Origin of the sequence: Pantoea sp. K16 (assembly GCF_048452805.1) — a bacterium.
GTDB classification, from domain to species: domain Bacteria; phylum Pseudomonadota; class Gammaproteobacteria; order Enterobacterales; family Enterobacteriaceae; genus Pantoea; species Pantoea agglomerans.
Window position 1 is genome coordinate 84243 of the sequence record NZ_JBLWNV010000008.1, and the last position, 19629, is coordinate 103871.

Annotated in this window: 22 protein-coding genes; 20 read left to right on the plus strand and 2 right to left on the minus strand. The window is 57.6% G+C overall.

The window, feature by feature from the left end; genetic code table 11:
* Positions 1-58 precede the first annotated feature (58 nt).
* From ccmA to mlaA, 10 genes are all read left to right on the plus strand, one after another.
* Positions 59-676, plus strand: coding sequence for a cytochrome c biogenesis heme-transporting ATPase CcmA (ccmA, locus tag ACK13D_RS12370; protein ID WP_033767505.1), 618 nt, complete (start codon positions 59-61; stop codon positions 674-676).
* Positions 676-1335 (plus strand): heme exporter protein CcmB, encoded by a 660-nt coding sequence (gene ccmB, locus ACK13D_RS12375; protein ID WP_010257910.1) that lies wholly within the window; start codon positions 676-678, stop codon positions 1333-1335. The genes ccmA and ccmB overlap by 1 nt, the downstream gene beginning before the upstream one ends.
* Before the next feature lie 68 nt (positions 1336-1403).
* Complete coding sequence (locus ACK13D_RS12380) at positions 1404-2144, plus strand: heme ABC transporter permease (protein WP_010257913.1); 741 nt, start codon at positions 1404-1406, stop codon at positions 2142-2144.
* Positions 2141-2374 carry a heme exporter protein CcmD gene (ccmD, locus tag ACK13D_RS12385; RefSeq protein WP_122457990.1) on the plus strand — a complete coding sequence of 78 codons (234 nt, stop codon included), beginning with the start codon at positions 2141-2143 and terminating at the stop codon, positions 2372-2374. The genes ACK13D_RS12380 and ccmD overlap by 4 nt, the downstream gene beginning before the upstream one ends.
* Positions 2371-2856 carry a cytochrome c maturation protein CcmE gene (ccmE, locus tag ACK13D_RS12390; RefSeq protein ID WP_010671430.1) on the plus strand — a complete coding sequence of 162 codons (486 nt, stop codon included), beginning with the start codon at positions 2371-2373 and terminating at the stop codon, positions 2854-2856. The genes ccmD and ccmE overlap by 4 nt, the downstream gene beginning before the upstream one ends.
* Positions 2853-4811, plus strand: coding sequence for a heme lyase CcmF/NrfE family subunit (locus ACK13D_RS12395; RefSeq protein ID WP_010257919.1), 1959 nt, complete (start codon positions 2853-2855; stop codon positions 4809-4811). Before ccmE ends, ACK13D_RS12395 begins: the two co-directional genes overlap by 4 nt.
* On the plus strand, positions 4808-5365 hold the full coding sequence (locus tag ACK13D_RS12400; protein ID WP_010257920.1) for a DsbE family thiol:disulfide interchange protein: 558 nt from the start codon (positions 4808-4810) through the stop codon (positions 5363-5365). Before ACK13D_RS12395 ends, ACK13D_RS12400 begins: the two co-directional genes overlap by 4 nt.
* Positions 5362-5814 carry a cytochrome c-type biogenesis protein gene (locus tag ACK13D_RS12405; protein WP_022625093.1) on the plus strand — a complete coding sequence of 151 codons (453 nt, stop codon included), beginning with the start codon at positions 5362-5364 and terminating at the stop codon, positions 5812-5814. The genes ACK13D_RS12400 and ACK13D_RS12405 overlap by 4 nt, the downstream gene beginning before the upstream one ends.
* The gene (gene ccmI / locus ACK13D_RS12410; RefSeq protein ID WP_418796496.1) at positions 5814-7025 is read left to right on the plus strand and encodes a c-type cytochrome biogenesis protein CcmI; all 1212 of its coding nucleotides are present in this window, start codon (positions 5814-5816) and stop codon (positions 7023-7025) included. The genes ACK13D_RS12405 and ccmI overlap by 1 nt, the downstream gene beginning before the upstream one ends.
* A 150-nt stretch (positions 7026-7175) precedes the next feature.
* Positions 7176-7940: a phospholipid-binding lipoprotein MlaA gene (mlaA, locus tag ACK13D_RS12415; RefSeq protein WP_010257927.1), complete on the plus strand. Its 765-nt coding sequence runs from the start codon at positions 7176-7178 to the stop codon at positions 7938-7940.
* Between the two features lie 136 nt (positions 7941-8076).
* On the opposite strand, the gene fadL is transcribed toward mlaA, so the two are convergent.
* Positions 8077-9360, minus strand: coding sequence for a long-chain fatty acid transporter FadL (fadL, locus tag ACK13D_RS12420; RefSeq protein WP_010671434.1), 1284 nt, complete (start codon positions 9358-9360; stop codon positions 8077-8079).
* 358 nt (positions 9361-9718) lie between these two features.
* Between fadL and ACK13D_RS12425 the strand changes: the two genes are divergently transcribed.
* From ACK13D_RS12425 to sixA, 4 genes are all read left to right on the plus strand, one after another.
* Positions 9719-10015 carry a YfcZ/YiiS family protein gene (locus ACK13D_RS12425; protein ID WP_010671435.1) on the plus strand — a complete coding sequence of 99 codons (297 nt, stop codon included), beginning with the start codon at positions 9719-9721 and terminating at the stop codon, positions 10013-10015.
* Positions 10016-10173: 158 nt separating this feature from the next.
* Positions 10174-11484, plus strand: coding sequence for an acetyl-CoA C-acyltransferase FadI (gene fadI / locus ACK13D_RS12430; protein WP_179256723.1), 1311 nt, complete (start codon positions 10174-10176; stop codon positions 11482-11484).
* Entirely contained in the window at positions 11484-13580 is a 2097-nt protein-coding gene (fadJ, locus tag ACK13D_RS12435; protein ID WP_418796498.1) for a fatty acid oxidation complex subunit alpha FadJ, read from the plus strand. The genes fadI and fadJ overlap by 1 nt, the downstream gene beginning before the upstream one ends.
* Positions 13581-13804: 224 nt before the next feature.
* Entirely contained in the window at positions 13805-14287 is a 483-nt protein-coding gene (sixA, locus tag ACK13D_RS12440) for a phosphohistidine phosphatase SixA (RefSeq protein WP_010257941.1), read from the plus strand.
* 29 nt (positions 14288-14316) lie between these two features.
* On the opposite strand, the gene smrB is transcribed toward sixA, so the two are convergent.
* Entirely contained in the window at positions 14317-14865 is a 549-nt protein-coding gene (gene smrB, locus ACK13D_RS12445) for an endonuclease SmrB (protein ID WP_010257944.1), read from the minus strand.
* Between the two features lie 159 nt (positions 14866-15024).
* On the opposite strand from smrB, the gene prmB reads away from it, so the two are divergent.
* Genes prmB through ACK13D_RS12475 form a run of 6 tightly spaced genes read left to right on the plus strand, consistent with a single transcriptional unit; the run spans position 15025 to position 19611 of the window.
* Positions 15025-15957 carry a 50S ribosomal protein L3 N(5)-glutamine methyltransferase gene (gene prmB, locus ACK13D_RS12450; RefSeq protein ID WP_010671438.1) on the plus strand — a complete coding sequence of 311 codons (933 nt, stop codon included), beginning with the start codon at positions 15025-15027 and terminating at the stop codon, positions 15955-15957.
* Positions 15958-16002: 45 nt separating this feature from the next.
* Entirely contained in the window at positions 16003-17088 is a 1086-nt protein-coding gene (aroC, locus tag ACK13D_RS12455; RefSeq protein ID WP_010257950.1) for a chorismate synthase, read from the plus strand.
* A gap of 4 nt (positions 17089-17092) precedes the next feature.
* Positions 17093-17917: a penicillin-insensitive murein endopeptidase gene (gene mepA / locus ACK13D_RS12460; RefSeq protein ID WP_010257953.1), complete on the plus strand. Its 825-nt coding sequence runs from the start codon at positions 17093-17095 to the stop codon at positions 17915-17917.
* An 8-nt stretch (positions 17918-17925) separates the two neighbouring features.
* Positions 17926-18729, plus strand: a complete 804-nt coding sequence (locus ACK13D_RS12465) for a sulfite exporter TauE/SafE family protein (RefSeq protein ID WP_033767494.1) — start codon at positions 17926-17928, stop codon at positions 18727-18729.
* Between the two features lie 19 nt (positions 18730-18748).
* Complete coding sequence (locus tag ACK13D_RS12470; RefSeq protein WP_003854284.1) at positions 18749-19294, plus strand: elongation factor P hydroxylase; 546 nt, start codon at positions 18749-18751, stop codon at positions 19292-19294.
* A gap of 32 nt (positions 19295-19326) precedes the next feature.
* Complete coding sequence (locus tag ACK13D_RS12475) at positions 19327-19611, plus strand: YfcL family protein (protein WP_010257960.1); 285 nt, start codon at positions 19327-19329, stop codon at positions 19609-19611.
* Positions 19612-19629 lie beyond the last annotated feature (18 nt).

The window sequence follows — 19629 nt, forward strand, 5'->3', positions numbered from 1 at the left end:
CCACAGCAACATTGTGGTAATATCCCGGCCACTTTTAGCTGGTGCGATTCCCCCCTCGATGTTGGAAATCATTACGCTCACTTGTGCATACGACGAACGTGCGCTGTTCCGGCAGCTCTCATTTCGCGTCTCTGCAGGCGACATTGTGCAGATTGAAGGTCCCAATGGTGCCGGTAAGACCTCACTCCTGCGCCTGCTGGCTGGCCTGAGCCGTCCTGAACAGGGTGAAATACGCTGGCAGCAGCGGCCAATCCTGCGGCAGCGCGAAGCCTGGCATCAGGCGATGCTCTATCTGGGCCATCATCCCGGTGTCAAAGGCGTGCTTACACCGCTGGAAAATCTGCGTTTCTACCATCCTGATTGCAGTGATGCGCAGATCTTTGCTGCGCTGGAAAGCGTCGATCTCACGGGCGACGAAGAGGTGCCGGTTAGCCGGTTATCGGCGGGCCAGCAGCGTCGGGTAGCGCTGGCGCGTCTGTGGCTCAGCCAGGCCCGCATATGGATTCTCGACGAGCCGCTGACCGCCATCGACAAAGCGGGTGTTAAAAAATTAATGGCGAAATTCGCCCGGCATGCCGATAACGGTGGCGCAGTGATCCTGACAACCCATCAGGATTTGCCCGCGGATGCTGCGCGGGTGCGCAAAATTCGCCTCGGCGACGGGGAGGAAGGCTGATGCTGTTTCGCCTCATCCAGCGTGAATTACGCATCGCCTTTCGCAGCGGGGCTGATGTGATCAATCCGCTCTGGTTTTTCCTGATTGTTATTACCCTGTTTCCGCTGGGCATCGGACCTGACCCGCAACAGCTGGCGCGCATTGCACCGGGCGTAGCCTGGGTTGCCGCGCTGCTGGCGTCGCTGCTGGCGCTGGAGCGGCTGTTTCGCGATGACTTCAGCGATGGTTCGCTGGAGCAACTGGTACTGCTGCCGACGCCGCTCCCGGTAACGGTTATCGGCAAAGTAGTGGCGCACTGGCTGGTCACAGGCGTGCCGCTGATAATCCTGTCGCCGCTGGCCGCGCTGCTGCTGTCACTGGATTTTAATGGCTGGCGGGCGATGGCCCTGACACTGCTGCTCGGCACGCCAACCCTGAGTTTTCTCGGCGCGATTGGTGTAGGTCTCACGGTGGGTTTACGGCGCGGTGGCGTACTGCTTAGCCTGCTGGTGCTGCCGCTGGCCATTCCGGTCTTGATCTTCGCCAGTGCGGCGATGGAGGCGGCCAGTCAGGGGTTGCCGATTAATGGCTATCTGGCGATTCTCGGCGCGATGCTGCTGGGCAGCGCCACGCTCTCCCCGTTTGCCACGGCGGCAGCGCTAAGAATTACTTTGCAATAACAGCCGTTGAAATAACCGCGCGTAAAAGACGCGGCAACACTCTTTTATCGTTAATGTGAGCATTTGATATGTGGAAAGCGTTACATCAGCTGGCCAGGCCCGAACGGCTCTATCAGTTTTCGGGGCGACTGGTGCCGTGGTTCGCCATCTCAGGGCTGGCGGCGTTGCTGCTGGGCTGGGCCTGGGGCTTTGGATTTGCTCCCGCTGACTATCAGCAGGGCGACAGTTTCCGCATCATGTACATTCATGTGCCCGCCGCGATGTGGTCGATGGGCATTTATGCCTCGATGGCCATCGCCGCCTTTATCGGCCTGGTGTGGCAGATGAAAATGGCCGATCTGGTTTCCGCCGCCATGGCACCGGTGGGCGCGGTCTTTACCTTTATTGCGCTGGTCACCGGATCCGCATGGGGCAAGCCGATGTGGGGGACCTGGTGGATCTGGGATGCACGCCTCACTTCGGAGCTGGTGCTGCTGTTCCTCTATATGGGCGTGATTGCGCTCTGGCATGCTTTTGATGACCGCCGCACCGCAGGGCGGGCCGCGGGTGTTCTCATTCTGGTCGGCGTAGTTAATCTGCCGATCATTCACTTTTCAGTACAGTGGTGGAATACCCTGCATCAGGGCTCGTCGGGCATTCTCCAGCAGGCGATTGCGCCAGTGATGCGAACACCGCTGCGCTGGGCAATCATCGGTTATCTGCTGGTATTTATCACGCTGACCCTGATGCGGCTGCGCAACCTGATTCTGTTAACCGAACGTCATCGTCCCTGGGCGATTGATGTGGCGAAGCGGGGAGAGCAGGCATGACACCCGCCTTTTCCTCCTGGCACGCCTTCTTTGAGATGGGGGGCTACGCCTTCTATGTCTGGCTGGCAGTTGCCTGCACGCTGATTCCGCTTGTCGGGCTGACGCTGCATACCCTGTTGCTGCGCCGCCGCCTGCTGGCTGAGATCCGCCAGCACGACGCGCGGAAACGCCGCATCCGGGCAGCGAAATCTAAAAAAGCCGCGGCTGAAGCGGCAGGAGAGACATTGTGAATACCCGTCGACGCAACCGCCTCTATGCGGCAGTGGCGATTCTGCTCGGCCTCGGCCTGGCCACCGCGCTGGTGATGTATGCGCTGCGCTCAAACATCGATCTGTTCTATACCCCAGGTGAAATCCTTTACGGCAAAGGCGAAGCGCACGAGAAGCCCGAAGCGGGTCAGCGGCTGCGCGTCGGCGGCATGGTGATGCCCGGCAGCGTCCGGCGCGATCCGAATACGCTTGCCGTGTCGTTCAAACTTTATGATGCCCGCGGCGTGGTCAGCGTCAGTTTTGAAGGCATCCTGCCGGATCTGTTCCGTGAAGGGCAGGGCGTCGTCGCACAGGGCGTGCTGGCGGCGGGCAACCAGGTGATCGCCAAAGAAGTCCTGGCGAAACATGATGAGAAATATACGCCGCCGGAGATTGAAGACGCGATGAAGAGTAATCACACCGGCCCGCAGTCGCTGTATCAGGCGGGAAATAAATCATCATGATGCCCGAGATTGGTACTTTTCTGCTCTGCCTGGCACTGGGACTCTCCCTGCTGCTGAGCAGCTATCCGCTGTGGGGCGCAGTGCGCCAGGATGCCCGCCTGATGGCGATGGCGCGTCCGCTGGCCTGCGGTCTGTTTATCTGCATCGCGGCGGCTTTCGCGCTGCTGGTCTGGGCCTTTATCAGCAACGATTTTACCGTTGCCTACGTCGTCACAAACTCTAACAGCCTGCTGCCGGTTTATTATCGCATCGCCGCCACCTGGGGCGCGCATGAAGGATCGCTGCTGCTGTGGGTGTTGCTGCTCAGCACCTGGACATTAGCGGTGGCGATATTCAGTCGCGGTATGCCGCAGGATGCGCTGGCACGCGTGCTGGCGGTCATGGGCATGATCAATCTCGGCTTCCTGCTGTTTATCCTGCTGACCTCGAATCCATTTGGCCGCACGCTGCCGGACTTTCCGATAGACGGGCACGACCTGAATCCGATGCTGCAGGATATCGGCCTGATCTTCCATCCGCCGCTGCTCTATATGGGTTATGTCGGCTTTTCGGTGGCGTTTGCTTTTGCTATCGCCTCGCTGATGGCCGGACGGCTGGATACGGCCTGGGCGCGCTGGTCGCGTCCCTGGACCACGGCGGCCTGGGTCTTTCTGACGATTGGTATTGTCCTTGGCTCGGCCTGGGCCTATTACGAGCTGGGCTGGGGCGGCTGGTGGTTCTGGGACCCGGTTGAAAATGCGTCGTTTATGCCTTGGCTGGCAGGCACCGCCCTGATGCACTCGCTGGCGGTCACGGAAAAGCGAGGCACCTTTAAGGCCTGGACCGTGCTGCTGGCGATTACCGCGTTTTCGCTGAGCCTGCTGGGGACGTTCCTGGTGCGATCCGGGGTACTGGTGTCGGTGCATTCCTTCGCCTCGGATCCGGCACGCGGGATGTTTATCCTCGCGTTTCTGGTGATTGTTATCGGCAGTTCGCTCCTGCTCTACGCGATTAAAGGCGGGCAGGTACGTGGCCGGGTGCAGAATGAAACCTGGTCGCGCGAATCGTTTTTGCTGGGTAATAACGTGCTGCTGATTGCCGCGATGCTGGTGGTTCTGCTCGGCACATTGTTGCCGCTGGTGCACAAGCAACTGGGCCTGGGCAGCATTTCGGTCGGTGAGCCGTTCTTCAACACTATGTTCAGCTGGCTGATGGCGCCGTTTGCTTTGCTGATGGGGATCGGACCGCTGGTGCGCTGGCGTCGCGATGAGCCGCAGAAGCTGGCAAAGCGGCTGGCGCTGGCGCTTATCGTGACCCTGGCCTGTTCCGTCATCATTCCCTGGTGGCTGCAGGATCGCATTGAGGCGATGACCGTGGTTGGCCTGCTGATGTCACTCTGGATTATCGTGCTGACGCTGCTGGAACTTCATGAGCGCGCCACTCACCGTCATCCGTTCTTTGCCGGTTTACGTCACCTGTCGCGCAGTCACTGGGGCATGGTACTGGGCCATCTTGGGGTAGGGGTGACGGTGATCGGTATTGCATTCAGCACCCAGTACAGCGTGGAACGCGATGTGCGGATGAAGGCGGGTGATAGCATCGATATTCATCACTATCACTTTGTCTTCCGCGGCGTGCAGAATCTGCAGGGGCCTAACTACAGCGGCGGCATGGGCATCATCGATGTCACGCGCAACGGCAAACATGAAGCGACGCTGCAGGCAGAGAAACGCTTTTATACGGCCGCCCGCACCATGATGACCGAAGCGGCGATTGATGGGGGTTTCAGCCGCGATCTCTATGCGGCGCTGGGTGAAGAGCTGGAGGATGGCGGCTGGGCCGTGCGCATTTACTACAAACCCTTTGTCCGCTGGATCTGGTTCGGTGGCGCGCTGATGGCGCTGGGTGGGCTGTTCTGCCTGTTTGATCCCCGTTATCGTTCGCGCAAAAAAGCGGGAATTGAGGAGCGGACATGAACAAGAAAATCCTGTTTATTCCCCTGATGCTGTTTCTGTTGCTGGCGGCGGCGCTGCTGTGGCAACTGACACGTAATGCCGATGGCGACGATCCGACCCGTCTCGAATCCGCTCTGATCGGCAAGCCGGTGCCGCTGTTCCGGCTGGAAGCACTCGATCAGCCAGGCAAAACCTACGACCAGCGCGTGCTGACGGATGGCAAACCGATACTGCTGAACGTCTGGGCGACCTGGTGTCCGACCTGTCGCGCCGAGCATCAGTATCTGAATACGCTGGCGGAGCAGGGCATTCGCGTCGTCGGGCTGAACTACAAAGACGATCGTCACAAGGCGGTTAACTGGCTGAATACGCTGGGCAACCCCTACGCGTTGAGCCTCTATGATGGCAACGGCATGCTGGGACTGGATCTCGGCGTCTATGGCGCGCCGGAAACTTTTCTGATCGACGGTAAGGGGATCATCCGTTATCGCCACGCGGGCGATCTCAATGCGCGCGTCTGGGATCAGGAAGTGAAACCCTTGTGGGTGAAATACAGTGCGGAGGCGGGATCATGAGAACGCTGTTACTGCTGTGCGGCCTGCTGTTCAGCATTAACCTATGGGCAAGCATCGACACGCTGCAATTTGACTCGGTGGCCCAGGAAGAACAATACCGCGATCTGACCGCTTCACTGCGCTGTCCGAAGTGCCAGAACAACAGCATCGCCGACTCTAACGCCATGATTGCCGCCGATATGCGGCTGAAAGTCTATCAGTTGATGAAGCAGGGCCAGAGTCGCCAGCAGATCATCGACTATATGGTGGCGCGTTACGGTAACTTCGTCAGCTATTCGCCACCGGTCACGCCCTCAACTTTGGTTTTGTGGGCTGGTCCGGCGCTGTTTGCGCTGCTGGGCGGCGCGGTGATTATCCTGCGCAGCCGTCAGCGAAAAACCCGCAGTGAGCTGGATGAAGATGAGCAACAGCGTCTTAATGCGCTACTGAAGTCAGACAGGAAGCCGTAATGAGTGCATTTTGGATCACCCTTTTTCTGTTACTGCTGGCGGCCTGTACGCTGTTTATGGCGGCGGGCTGGCGGCAACGTCAGGCCAGCACAGGCGATCGCGATCGCCTTAATCAGCGCTTCTACCATCAGCGGATAGATGAGCTGGCACAGGATGAAAATCAGGGCGTCGTCGCTCAGCGTCCGCTGATGGAGCGGGAGTTACAGCAGACACTGCTGGCGGATATTCCACCGGCACAGACGATGAAATCACACAGCAGCAGTCGCTGGATTTTGCTGCCAGGGCTGATCGTGCTGATTGGGATATCGCTGGGGACTTACCTGAAAACCGGTGGCCTGGCGCAGCTCACGGGCTGGAAGCAAGTGCAGCAGGCGTATCCTGAGCTGCGTGCCCGGCTGATGGACCCTGGCGCTAAACCGCTGAGCATGGAGGAGCTGGCGCGTTTACAGCTCGGATTGCGTACCGCGTTGCAAACGGAACCGGATAATCTGGCTGACTGGACGATGCTGGGACGGCTCGGCATGGTGCTGAATAATGCCGATACGGCCAGCCAGGCATTTGAGCATGCGCTACAGCTTGCTCCCAACGATCTGGCGCTAAAACAGGATTATGCCGAAGTCCTGACGCGATCCCCCGATCCGCAGGATAACCGTCAGGCGTCACTGCTGCTGCAGGCATTGCTAAAAGCGGATCCGCAAAACCTGCGTACGCTGAGCCTGCTGGCATTTAATGCTTACGGACAGCAGCAATATGATCAGGCTATCGACGCATGGCAGACCCTGCTGGGTCTGTTGCCGGCCGGTGATTCGCGACAGGCGATGATCGCCCGCAGCATCGAAAAGGCCAGAAGTGCCGCCGGGCAACAGAGTCGTCAACTGGCACTGACCGTGACGCTGGCACCTAAGGCAGAAAAAATGTTACCGCAGGACGGAGTGTTGTATATTTCGGTTTCTGACGGTGCTTCACCGGTGCCGGTGGCTGTTAAGCGGATGCCGCTCAGTCACTTCCCGCTGTCGCTGACGCTGGATGACAGCAACGCCATGATGCCGGATCGCCTGCTTTCGGCGCAGCATCAGGTCGAGGTCCGGGTGCGAATCTCCCGCGACGGCAGCGCCAATCCCCGGCCGGGTGACTGGCTGGGTCTGAGCGCAGTGACGCCCTGGGATGGGCATCAGCCGATCGCGGTAGAGATTAATCAGCAGCTTCCCTGAACGCATCAACTGACCGCGTTCAGGATGATGCGTGCCATTGCCTGCTGCCTCTGGCACAAAGTCAGCTATGCTCATCGGGTAAGTCGATTCGATACCGGGCTGTGACCTGAACGATGGGTAGACCTTTTTCATCCGCACAGGGAGATTGGAATGAATTATCGCCTGACCAGCCTGGCTGTCGCCAGCGTCCTTCTGGTAGGTTGTGCCAGTTCAAAGCCGGCGAATAGCGATCCTGCTCAGCGCAGCGATCCGTTCGAAGGCTTTAACCGCACGATGTTTAACTTTAACTACAACGTGCTGGATCCGTATGTATTGCGTCCGGTCGCTGTGGCCTGGCGTGATTATGTGCCGGTGCCGGCACGTACCGGCCTGAGCAATTTCCTCGGCAACCTGGAAGAACCTGCCAGCATGGTCAACGCCATCCTGATCGGTAACGGACGTGATGCGGGTATTCACTTCACCCGTTTCTTCCTGAACAGCGTGCTGGGACTGGGCGGCTTCATTGACGTTGCCGGTAAAGCGAATCCGGAACTGGCGCGTGAAGAGCCGCACCGATTCGGTACCACGCTCGGTCACTATGGTGTCGGCTACGGGCCTTACGTTGAGTTGCCTGCTTACGGCAGCTTCACGGTGCGTCAGGATGGCGGCGACTATGTTGATACGCTTTATCCGATCCTTGGCTGGCTGACCTGGCCAATGTCGATTGGTAAATGGACGCTTGAAGGGATTGAGACCCGCGCGCAGCTGCTGGACTCTGATGCAATCCTGAAACAGCAGAGCGATCCGTACGCCTTCATCCGTAACGCTTACTTCCAGCGTCACGACTTCCTGGCGCGCGGCGGCAAGCTCAAGCCGGAAGATAATCCTAACGCAGCCGCGATTCAGGATGACCTGAAGGATATTGACGCCGAGTAATCGCCCGTGCTGAGCCGCCAGAGATGGCGGTTTTTGCCTCTTTGCGCAGGGCGTATGCTCCCTGAGCCATTAAGCGATCCACGGCCACGAAAAAGGGCGACTCACCAGAGTCGCCCTTTTTGATCGTAACATCCGGTCAGAACTTATAGTTAAAGTTCGCGCCGTAGAGCCAGGCCTTGCCTTCAGAGGTAAAGGTATAAGGACCTTCTTTCACCGTCACTTTCTGTCCGTGCATATAAGAGATGCCTAAATCCACCGAGGCATCATCGTTAAAGGCATAGGATGTACCGGCACTCAGCCATAAACGATCCTGGTCAGGGATGGAGATAGAGCGCTTATCGGCCGGAACCGGGCTGTCATCAAACGCAATACCGGTACGGAACGTCCAGTTCTTGTCGTAGGAATAGGTCGTACCCAGTGCAATGCGGTAGGCATCGTGGAAGCTTTCATCTTTATAGAACAGCGTCTGGCCGTTAGAGCCAGTGGCTTTCAGCTCCTGGAACTGGCTCCAGCTGGTGTAAGCCATGCTGTAGTGAACCGCCCACTGCGGTGCCACTTTATGCCAGCCCGACACTTCCCACATCTCTGGCAGATTCAGCGTTAACGCGCCTGGAACGGTGGTGCCGTTGGTGCCAAAAGGTACGCCTGACACTTCCGGATTATTCACCGCATTCAGCCGGGATGAGAGATTACTTTTGTAATCGCCATCAAAATCAACTTTCACTTCTGAACGATAGGTAAAGCCGAAGCGGTTATTTTCATCCACTTCATACAGGATGCCAGCATTCCAGCCGTAGCCCCACTCATCGCCTTTCAGATGGGCAACCTGCGTATCAGCCGGAACCCCCAGACGCGCGCCTGACTCACCGGCATAACGCTCAATTTTGGCTTTAGCGTAAACCGCATCAAAACCGATGCCTGCACTAAAATGTTCATTAAACCGATAAGCGGTGCTGAGATTTAAATTGCCGGTCATCAGGTCAGTTTTACCGCCGTAACCGCCAGCGGTGTAGCCATTATTAAACTCTGTTGCTAAGCCGTAGTTTGAGGTTGCAGATGCGCCAATCCACCACTGATCGTTGATGGGCTGGACGTAATGAATATTGGGTACCCACTGATTAGGGGCAATATTATTCGCATCCAGGCTGCGGCCACTGGGACTGCGACCACTGATATTTACATCCGGCGCAATATAGACAGCCCCGATAGAAAATTCCGGGCGATCCATTAACGCCATTGTCGCCGGGTTACGGCTGGCAGACGCCGCGGTATCACCCATTGCCCCTTCGCCTGAATATGCGCGACCTAAACCAATCGAAGAGAATTCATTTAACTGAAACCCAGCAGCGTAAACGTGGGAAGAGACAAGCGCCACTGCAGCCGCCACGGCTGACTTTGCAAACAGGTTTTTATGGTTCATGACCACAACCTCATGTGAATTATTATTTAACGCTATAACGTCGCGTAACAAAGGACGGCGGATTGTAGGGACTGATGTAAAGCGCACATATCAGACCAGTGCGGAGAGTATAGGTCCGACCTGTGTGCATGTTGCAATATTGTTTTTAAAATATTTCAGGTTTGATCGCTTAAAATTCGATCTGCATAACAAAAAGCCCCTGATCCTGGACAGCATAACCATTCCAGTTTGTTCTGGATCAATTTTTATTGTGATATTCGTCACTTAGCAACAGGTGCGTGGCGCATCTTTCAGCGAGCAGGTAAGATTTCGTCCATAAAATCGCTCAACCTATGCAATTGCTGGTCTGGAGAATGAAATGACTGATGCCATTAAAAAATGCAGTGCGACCGAAACCGCAGCCTGTTGTTGTGTTGATGTCGGCACGGTAATGGATAACACCGATTGCACCGCCAGCTGGTCAGAATGGTTTGCTCAGCGTGCCGATGCGGAAGCGAAATTAGCGCAACTGACCGAACGTGCCCGCGAGGTTGAATCAGAACCCTGTCTGATTGAATCGCGCTTCAGCGAAGTGGATCAGGGAGTGCAGCTGGATATCGATTTCACCTTCAGCTGCCAGGCTGAAACCATGATTTTTCAACTCGGTTTGCGTTAAGTCCCATTACGCCGCGTCACTGCGGCGTTTTTCATTTTCGTGTTTCCCTTCGCACTTTTTCCCTTCCGATATTGGCGGCTCACCCGCTTGTGGTTAACACTGATCAGGTCAGACCTCTTCAGGCAATGATGCCACAGTCCCAGCCACAGGTGAGAACAATGAGCAAAGCGCAGCCGCTGCTGACGCGTGATGGTGAACGCATCGCAATAACCCACGGATTACGCACCCCTTTCTTACGCCAGGCGACCGGCTTCCATGGCATTCCCGCCATTGAGCTGGGACGTATGGTGGTCAGCGAATTAATGGCGCGCAGTGAACTGCCGGCTGAGGTGATCGAGCAACTGGTCTTTGGGCAGGTGGTGCAGATGCCGGAAGCGCCGAACATTGCGCGTGAAATTGTATTAAGCAGCGGGCTGAGTGTGAATACCGACGCCTACAGCGTCAGCCGTGCCTGCGCCACCAGCTTTCAGGCGGTAGCGAATGTGGCAGAAAGTCTGCTGGCGGGCACCATCTCTGCCGGTATTGCCGGTGGCGCAGACTCTTCGTCGGTGTTGCCGATTGGGGTCAGTAAAACGCTGGCCCGCGCGCTGGTGGATCTCAATAAAGCCCGCAGCTTCGGTCAAAAACTGCACATCCTGCGGCGTCTGCGTCCGCGTGATCTGCTGCCGGTCCCGCCCGCAGTGGCGGAGTATTCGACCGGCCTGCGCATGGGCGACACTGCGGAGCAGATGGCTAAGAGTCACGGCATTACTCGCGAAGCACAGGATGCGCTGGCGCTGCGATCCCATCAGCATGCCGCCAGGGCCTGGCAATCCGGGGTACTGAATCAGGAAGTCATGGCAGCCTTTGTGCCGCCGTGGAAAAGCGCCATCGATCAGGACAATAACGTGCGGATGAATGCCAAAGCGGAGGATTACGCCCGACTGCGTCCGGCATTTGATCGCCAGCACGGCAGCGTCACCGCGGCCAACAGCACGCCTCTCACCGACGGCGCGGCGGCAGTGATTCTGATGCGCGAGGGCCGCGCCCGCGAACTGGGCATCAGGCCGCTGGGCTATCTGCGCAGCTACGCCTTTACCGCCATTGGTGTGCAGCAGGATATGCTGCTGGGCCCGGCGTACGCTTCACCACTGGCACTGGATCGCGCCGGCATAACCCTGGCCGATCTGACGCTGATCGATATGCATGAAGCTTTTGCTGCCCAGACGCTGAGCAACCTGCACATGTTTCGCGACGAGCGCTTTGCCCGTGAGGTGCTGAATCGGCCACATGCGCTAGGCGAAGTGAATGAAGAGCGCTTTAACGTGCTGGGCGGATCGATCGCCTATGGTCATCCTTTTGCCGCCACGGGTGCGCGCATGATCACCCAGACGCTGAATGAATTACGCCGTCGCGGTGGCGGGTTAGGACTGGTCACGGCCTGCGCGGCAGGCGGCCTGGGTGCGGCAATGATTCTGGAGGCCGAATAATGGAGCAGAATGCGTTTCATCTGAAGATGCGACTGGATCACGTCGGCATCATTACGATCGATGTCCCTGGTGAGAAGATGAACACTCTGAAAGCGGAATTTGCCGGGCAGATCACCGCCATCATTGCGGAAGCGCGACGCGATCCGCAACTGGCTGGCCTGGTGCTGATTTCCGGCAAAGCGGACAACTTCATCGCGGGCGCAGACATCAGCATGATTGACCGCTGTAAGAGCGCGCAGGAAGCCGAAACGCTGGCAAAACAGGGCCAGGAAGTAATGGCTGCGCTCGACGCGCTGCCGTTCCCGGTGGTCGCGGCAATCCACGGCGCCTGCCTCGGTGGCGGGCTGGAACTGGCGCTGGCCTGTGATGCCCGTATCTGCTCGCTGGATGATAAAACCCGCCTCGGTTTGCCGGAAGTGCAACTCGGCTTACTGCCAGGCTCTGGCGGCACTCAGCGGCTGCCACGCTTAATCGGCGTGCAGCAGGCGCTGCCACTGATTCTGACCGGCAAAGCTCTGCGGGCGAAACAGGCCCGTAAGCTGGGCGTTGTCGATGACGCGGTGCCGCAGGCGATTCTGCTGGAGACCGCCATCGCCCGGGTGAAAAAGGGCAAGGTTAGTGGACGAACGCTGCCGCTGCGCGATCGTCTGCTGCATGGTCCGGTTGGCCGTCAGGCGCTGTTTGCGCTGGCGACCCGACAGACCGCAGCCAAAACGCAGGGTAACTATCCGGCAGCAAAACGCATTATTGAGGTGGTACGCATCGGGCTGGAGCAGGGCAGTCGGGCCGGACATGAGGCTGAAGCACGCGCTTTTGGTGAGCTGGCGATGACGCCAGAATCTGTTGCGCTGCGCGGGATCTTTTTCGCGACTACGGCCATGAAAAAGGAGCGGGGCGGTGAAGCGGAACCCGGCACCGTTAAGCGTGTTGGTATCCTCGGCGGCGGCCTGATGGGCGGCGGCATCGCCAGCGTCACCGCAATCAATGCCGGGTTGCCGGTACGCATTAAAGATATCAGCCTGGAAGGGGTGAACCATGCGCTGAAAACCAGCTGGGAACTGCTGAGCAAAAAGGTTAAACGCCGCCAGCTCACTCCGGCACAGCGTCAGCAGCAGATGGCACGTATCACGGGCGGCATCGATTATCAGGGCTTCTCACAGCGCGACGTGGTAATTGAAGCCGTATTCGAAGATTTAGCCCTGAAGCAGCAGATGGTCAGCGAAGTGGAGGCACACTGTCAGCCGCATACGCTGTTTGCCTCAAATACCTCTTCGCTGCCGATTGAGGCGATCGCCGCCGGCGCCCAGCGTCCTGAGAACGTCATCGGGCTGCACTATTTCAGTCCGGTAGAGAAAATGCCGCTGGTGGAGGTGATTCCTCATCTGAATACCTCTACCGCGACGCTGGTGACGATTGTGGCGCTGGCGCGCAACCAGGGTAAAACCCCGATTGTGGTGGCGGACAAGCCTGGCTTCTATGTTAACCGCATCCTGACGCCCTATATAAATGAAGCGATGCGCTGCCTGCTGGAGGGCGAACCGATTGACCATATTGATCGGGCGCTGGTGAAGTTTGGTTTCCCGGTCGGCCCGATTCAGCTGCTGGATGAGGTCGGTATCGACGTTGGCAGCAAAATCAGCCCCATCCTGTATCAGGCTTATGGTGAACGCTTTGCCGCGCCAGCCGCTTTTGATGCGGTGCTGAAAGATGGCCGCAAGGGACGTAAAAACAGCAAAGGCTTTTATCGCTATGACCAGCCGCGCTGGCAGCGTAAAAAACCGGACGCTTCGCTGTATACGTTGCTGAAAGTCTCGCCGCAGGCCAGGCAGAGTGAAGCGCAGATTGCTGAACGCTGCGTGATGATGATGCTGAACGAAGCGGCTCGCTGTCTTGATGAGCAGGTGGTTCGCTGCGCCCGCGATGGGGATATCGGTGCGGTGTTTGGCATCGGCTTTCCGCCTTTCTTAGGCGGCCCATTCCACTACATGGACAAACTGGGCGCGGCGGACGTGGTCAACAGATTAACCCGGCTTGCGCAGCAGCATGGCGAACGATTCACACCCTGTGAGGCGCTCATTCAGGCGGCTGCAAAATAGACGAAATTTTACATTTCTGCTGAAAATGGAATAACCAATCCGATTCAGCGGCTTAGAAAAGCGCCGCCAGAGTGTGCGGCGCAGCATGATTCTGAGAAGTGCTTATTTAATAAACAACCGGTTGACTATACTAAAGCCATTAGGGTAAAACACAGCGTTCATTCGCAGAGTGAAGAGTCAGGCGCTACGCGTCGGGCGATGTCGACAAACAACAGCGGTGCTTTATGCAAGTTTTTATCATGCGTCACGGCGATGCGGCTCTGGAAGCAGCCAGTGATTCAGTCAGGCCTTTAACCTTATGTGGCTGCAATGAATCACGTCAGATGGCCAACTGGCTTAACAGCCAGACGCCGGACATTGAGCGTGTCCTGGTGAGTCCCTATTTACGCGCGCAGCAAACGCTCGCGACCGTGCGTGAAGCCTTTCCCCTGCCGGAAAGCCAGGACGTTCTGCCGGAATTAACGCCGGGCGGCGATCCGGAGATGGTCGGGTGTTATCTGCAGGCCCTGGCGAATGAAGGCGTGAAATCGGCTCTGGTGATCTCACATTTACCGTTGGTGGGGTATTTAGTCTCTGAACTGTGCCCGCAGGAAGCACCGCCAATGTTCGCCACTTCCGCTATTGCCTGCGTGGAATTCGATCCCGCAGCGAGTGCCGGTAAACTGCTGTGGCAGGTCAGTCCCAAAAAGCTGGCTAAAGCAATCTGACGTCTGTGGGCCGATAATTCCGGCCCCTCTCAGGGCAATTCAGGCGGTTGCCACTCCTCAATCTCAATCAAAACCAGCAGCGCGGCGTCACCGCCGAACATTTTGGGTGCCTGATGAAAAGCCATCACCCACGGATGCTGGGCCAGCCACAGCGGCGTCTGCTGCTTCAGAATATGCTTTCCATGACCGGTCATGACGCTGGCGCAGAACAGATGTTCACGGCGGCAGGCGGCGATCAGTGCCCCCAGTTCCTGCTTGGCCTGCTGCTGCGTTAAGCCGTGCAGATCGAGGAAAATCTCTGGCGTATAGTCGCCACGACGTAATTTTTTCAGCTCAAAATGGCTGACATCGGCGCGCACGTAACGGGTGGCACCTTCCGTTGAGAGCAGTGGCTGAAACTCATCCGAAAAGTAATGACTGTTGTCCGCCTGCTCTGAAAGCAGACGTTTTACCGGGATGTGGCGGGTTTTAACCGGCGCTTTGTGGACAAACGTGTCCTGTTTTAACTGGCGTGTACCCGTCATCAACTGGCGAAACAGCGCCTGGTCATCCGGGCTTAGTGGTGTTTTTTTACTCATGGCAGGTCAGTCATATCAGAAAAGGCTGTCACACAGCAGAGCCGATACCTTACCGTTAAGCGTCATTAAATGTCAGCTTTTTCACCTCGCTGCGCTGAATTCTCCCCGGCTTCATGGCACACTACTGGCCGATTTAGCAAAAGGCCTGCGGAGGGCTACGTGGACAAAATTTTCGTCGATGAGGCAGTGAACGAACTGCACACCATTCAGGACATGCTGCGCTGGGCGGTCAGCCGCTTTTCCGCTGCCGGAATCTGGTACGGACATGGCACAGACAATCCCTGGGACGAAGCCGTTCAACTGGTCCTGCCGTCACTCTGGCTGCCGCTGGATATTCCTGAAGATATGCGCAATGCGCGTCTGACCGCCAGCGAACGTCTTCTGATCGTTGAGCGCGTCATTCGTCGCGTTAACGAGCGCATTCCGGTCGCCTATCTGACCAATAAAGCCTGGTTCTGCGGCCACGAGTTCTTTGTTGATGAGCGCGTGCTGGTGCCGCGTTCACCGATTGGCGAACTGATTGAGAACCGCTTTGCCGGTCTGGTCAGCTCGCCACCCCATCATATACTGGATATGTGTACCGGCAGCGGCTGCATCGCGATTGCCTGCGCCTATGCCTTCCCGGAAGCGGAAGTGGACGCGGTGGATATCTCTACCGGTGCGCTGGCGGTTGCCGAGCAGAACATTGAAGAACATGGCCTGATTCATCAGGTTACGCCGATTCGCGCTGACCTGTTCCGCGAATTGCCACCGCTGAAATATGATCTGATCGTCACCAATCCGCCGTATGTTGATGCGGAAGATATGGATGATCTGCCGAACGAATATCGCCACGAACCGGAGCTGGGGCTGGCGGCAGGCAGCGACGGCCTGAAGCTGGTACGCCGCATTCTGGCCTGTGCACCAGATTATCTCAGCGAGCAGGGCGTCCTGGTCTGCGAAGTGGGCAACAGCATGGTGCACATGATCGAACAGTATCCCGACGTGCCCTTTACCTGGCTGGAATTCGACAACGGCGGCGATGGCGTCTTTACGCTGACGCGCCAGCAGATTGTCGACGCAAAACACCATTTCTCTTTTTACAAAGACTAAAAGTGGGGCGAAGCATCGCCCGCCGAACCCTGAGAAGGAAACAGCATGGCCGGAAACAGCATCGGGCAATTTTTTCGAGTAACGACCTTTGGCGAGTCCCATGGGCTTGCGCTGGGCTGTATCGTTGATGGTGTGCCGCCAGGTATTCCGCTGACCGAAGCGGATATTCAGCATGATCTTGATCGCCGCCGTCCTGGCACATCGCGCTATACCACGCAGCGCCGCGAGCCGGATCAGGTGAAAATTTTGTCCGGCGTCTTTGAGGGTGTGACTACCGGTACTTCGATTGGCCTGCTGATTGAAAATACCGATCAGCGTTCGCAGGATTACGGCGCTATCAAAGATCTCTTCCGTCCGGGCCATGCTGATTACACCTACGAGCAGAAATATGGTCAGCGCGACTACCGTGGCGGTGGACGCTCGTCGGCGCGCGAAACCGCGATGCGCGTGGCGGCCGGTGCGATTGCCAAGAAATACCTGCAGATGAAACACGGTGTCGTGGTGCGCGGCTATCTGTCACAGATTGGTGACATCGCCTGTGAGCTGAAAGACTGGAGCATCGTGGAAGAGAATCCATTCTTCTGCCCGGATGCGGACAAGCTGGAGGCGCTGGATGAACTGATGCGCGGCCTGAAAAAAGAGGGCGACTCCATTGGCGCTAAAGTCACGGTCATGGCAGATCACGTGCCGCCAGGCCTGGGCGAGCCGGTATTTGACCGGCTGGATGCCGATCTGGCACATGCGCTGATGAGCATCAATGCCGTTAAAGGCGTTGAAATCGGCGACGGCTTTGCGGTGGTTAACCAGCGCGGCAGCCAGCATCGCGACGAGATCCGCCACGATGGTTTCCAGAGCAACCACGCCGGGGGGATTCTGGGCGGCATCAGCAGCGGCCAGACCATCAGCGCCAATCTGGCGATGAAACCAACCTCCAGCATCACCGTGCCGGGTAAAACTATTACCCGCGACGGCGAAGAAGTGGAGATGATCACCAAAGGCCGCCACGATCCCTGCGTCGGGATCCGCGCAGTGCCGATCGCCGAGGCGATGATGGCGATCGTCCTGATGGATCATCTGCTGCGCCAGCGGGCGCAGAACGGTGACGTTAACAGCTCCGTACCGCGCTGGTGATGCCATGAAGGCTCTTCTGCTTACCCTGAGTGCGCTGTTGATCAGCGCCTCCAGCCTGGCGGCGACGCCGTGGCAACGCATCCAGCAGCCGATCACCGGCGCACCGCAGTCAATCGGTGGCTTTGCCAACGGCTGTATTGTTGGCGCCGAGGCGCTGCCGCTGAATTCACCGCACTATCAGGTGATGCGTCAGGATCAGCGGCGCTACTTTGGTCATCCCGATCTGATTCAGTTTATTCAGCGGCTCAGTACGCAGGTGCATAACCTGCAACTGGGCAACGTGCTGATTGGTGACATGGGCATGGCAGCAGGCGGACGTTTCAGCAGTGGTCACGCCAGCCATCAGACCGGACTGGATGTCGATATCTGGCTGCAACTGCCGAAAACCCGCTGGAGCGCCCAGCAACTGCTGAAGCCGCAGCCGCTCGATCTGGTCGGGCCGGGTGACAAAAATGTGATTGCGCGTCACTGGCAGCCAGAAATTGATAGCCTGATTAAACTGGCCGCCAAAGATGATGATGTGACACGGATCTTCGTCAATCCGGCGATTAAAAAGCAGCTTTGTGCCGATGCAGGTAACGATCGTGACTGGCTGCGTAAAGTGCGCCCGTGGTTTGCTCACCGTGCCCATATGCATGTGCGCCTGCGCTGCCCGGCGGGCAGTATTGGCTGTGAAGATCAGCCTGCACCGCCTGCTGGTGATGGCTGTGGCGCAGAGCTGCAGAGCTGGTTCCTGCCGAAACAGCCTGGTTCGGGCGCACCGGTGAAACGTGAGCCGCCGCCATTACCGCCTGCCTGTCAGGCCCTGCTGGATAAACATCTACTGTAAGGGATTCCATGGATTGGTTTGTGGTCAGCCCGCTGCTCGTCGGGCTGCTGTTTTTAATCGCCATGCTCGCCGGTTTTATTGATTCAATCGCGGGTGGCGGGGGATTACTTACGGTACCTTCGTTGCTGGCGGCGGGCCTCTCTCCGGCCCAGGCGCTGGCGACCAATAAACTGCAATCGGTCGGCGGATCGTTTTCCGCCAGTCTCTACTTTATCCGGCGTGGTGCGGTCAATCTGAATGAACAGTGGCTGAACATTGCCATGACGCTGCTGGGTTCCGTGCTGGGCGCGATACTGATTCAGCGCTTGCAGGCAGACTTCCTGCGCCAGATGTTGCCGCTGTTTTTAATCGCTATCGGTCTGTGGTTCCTGCTGATGCCGCGACTCGGCGAAGTGGATCAGGCGCGTCGTCTGCATGGTCTGGCCTATGCGCTGATCGGCGGCGGGGCTGTGGGATTCTATGACGGATTTTTCGGACCGGGCGCAGGATCTTTTTATGCGCTGGCTTTCGTCACGCTCTGCGGCTACAACCTTGCCAAAGCGACCGCCCATGCCAAGGTCCTCAACTTCACCTCGAACCTCGGCAGCCTGCTGTTCTTTATGTTCGGCGGCAAAGTGGTGTGGGGAACCGGCCTGATCATGATGCTCGGCGCTTTCTGCGGCGCGCGTCTGGGCGCAAGACTGGTGCTGAGCCGCGGACAGAAGCTGATCCGCCCGATGGTGGTGATTGTGTCTGCCGTCATGAGCATTAAATTACTGTGGGACAGCCATGGCAGCGCCGTTATGGCCTGGCTTGCCACGCTGCAATCGTAACCTAAAACCTGATACCGTCATGAACCCGACTCATCATTATGAACAGCTGATCACGCTGTTTGATCGCTGTTTCAGCGATGAATTTCAGACCCGTCTAATTAAAGGCGATGATGAACCGATCTATCTTCCTGCTGATGCTGAATCGCCGTGGAATCGTGTGGTCTTTGCTCACGGCTTCTACGCCAGCGCCCTGCATGAGATCTCTCACTGGTGCATCGCCGGTGAAGCGCGCCGCAAACTGGTCGATTTTGGCTACTGGTACTGTCCGGATGGCCGCGATGCGCTGACCCAGAGTCAGTTTGAAGCGGTGGAAGTGAAGCCACAGGCGCTGGAGTGGATGTTTTGTACGGCGGCAGGCTTTCCCTTCAACGTGAGTTGTGACAATCTCGACGGGGATTGTGAGCCGGATCGCATTGCGTTCCAGCGTAAAGTGCATGCTCAGGTCATGAGCTATCTGACGTCGGGCATTCCCGACCGTCCCGCGCGTTTTATTACCGCCCTGGCGGAATTTTATGGCAGGCCTTCATTAACAGCATCGCAGTTTCCCTGGCCGGACGATCTGTGATGCAGAAAGGCATTATTAAAAGAGGAATTGAGATGATCGCAGAATTTGAAGCGCGTATTCTGGCCCTGATTGACGACATGGTCGAGCATGCCAGTGACGATGAGCTGTTCGCCAGCGGTTATCTGCGCGGGCATCTGACACTGGCCGTCGCTGAAGTGGAGCAACTGGGCGAACATACGCCAGAAGCGCTGCAGATTCAGGTGACCCGCAGTCTGCAAAATGCCATTGCTGCCGGAGAACTCTCGCCGCGCGATCAGGCATTAGTGGTCGGGATGTGGGATAACCTGTTTGTTCAGGCACGCCAGCTCTCCGCGTAGTGGTGCAGGGCGGCATGC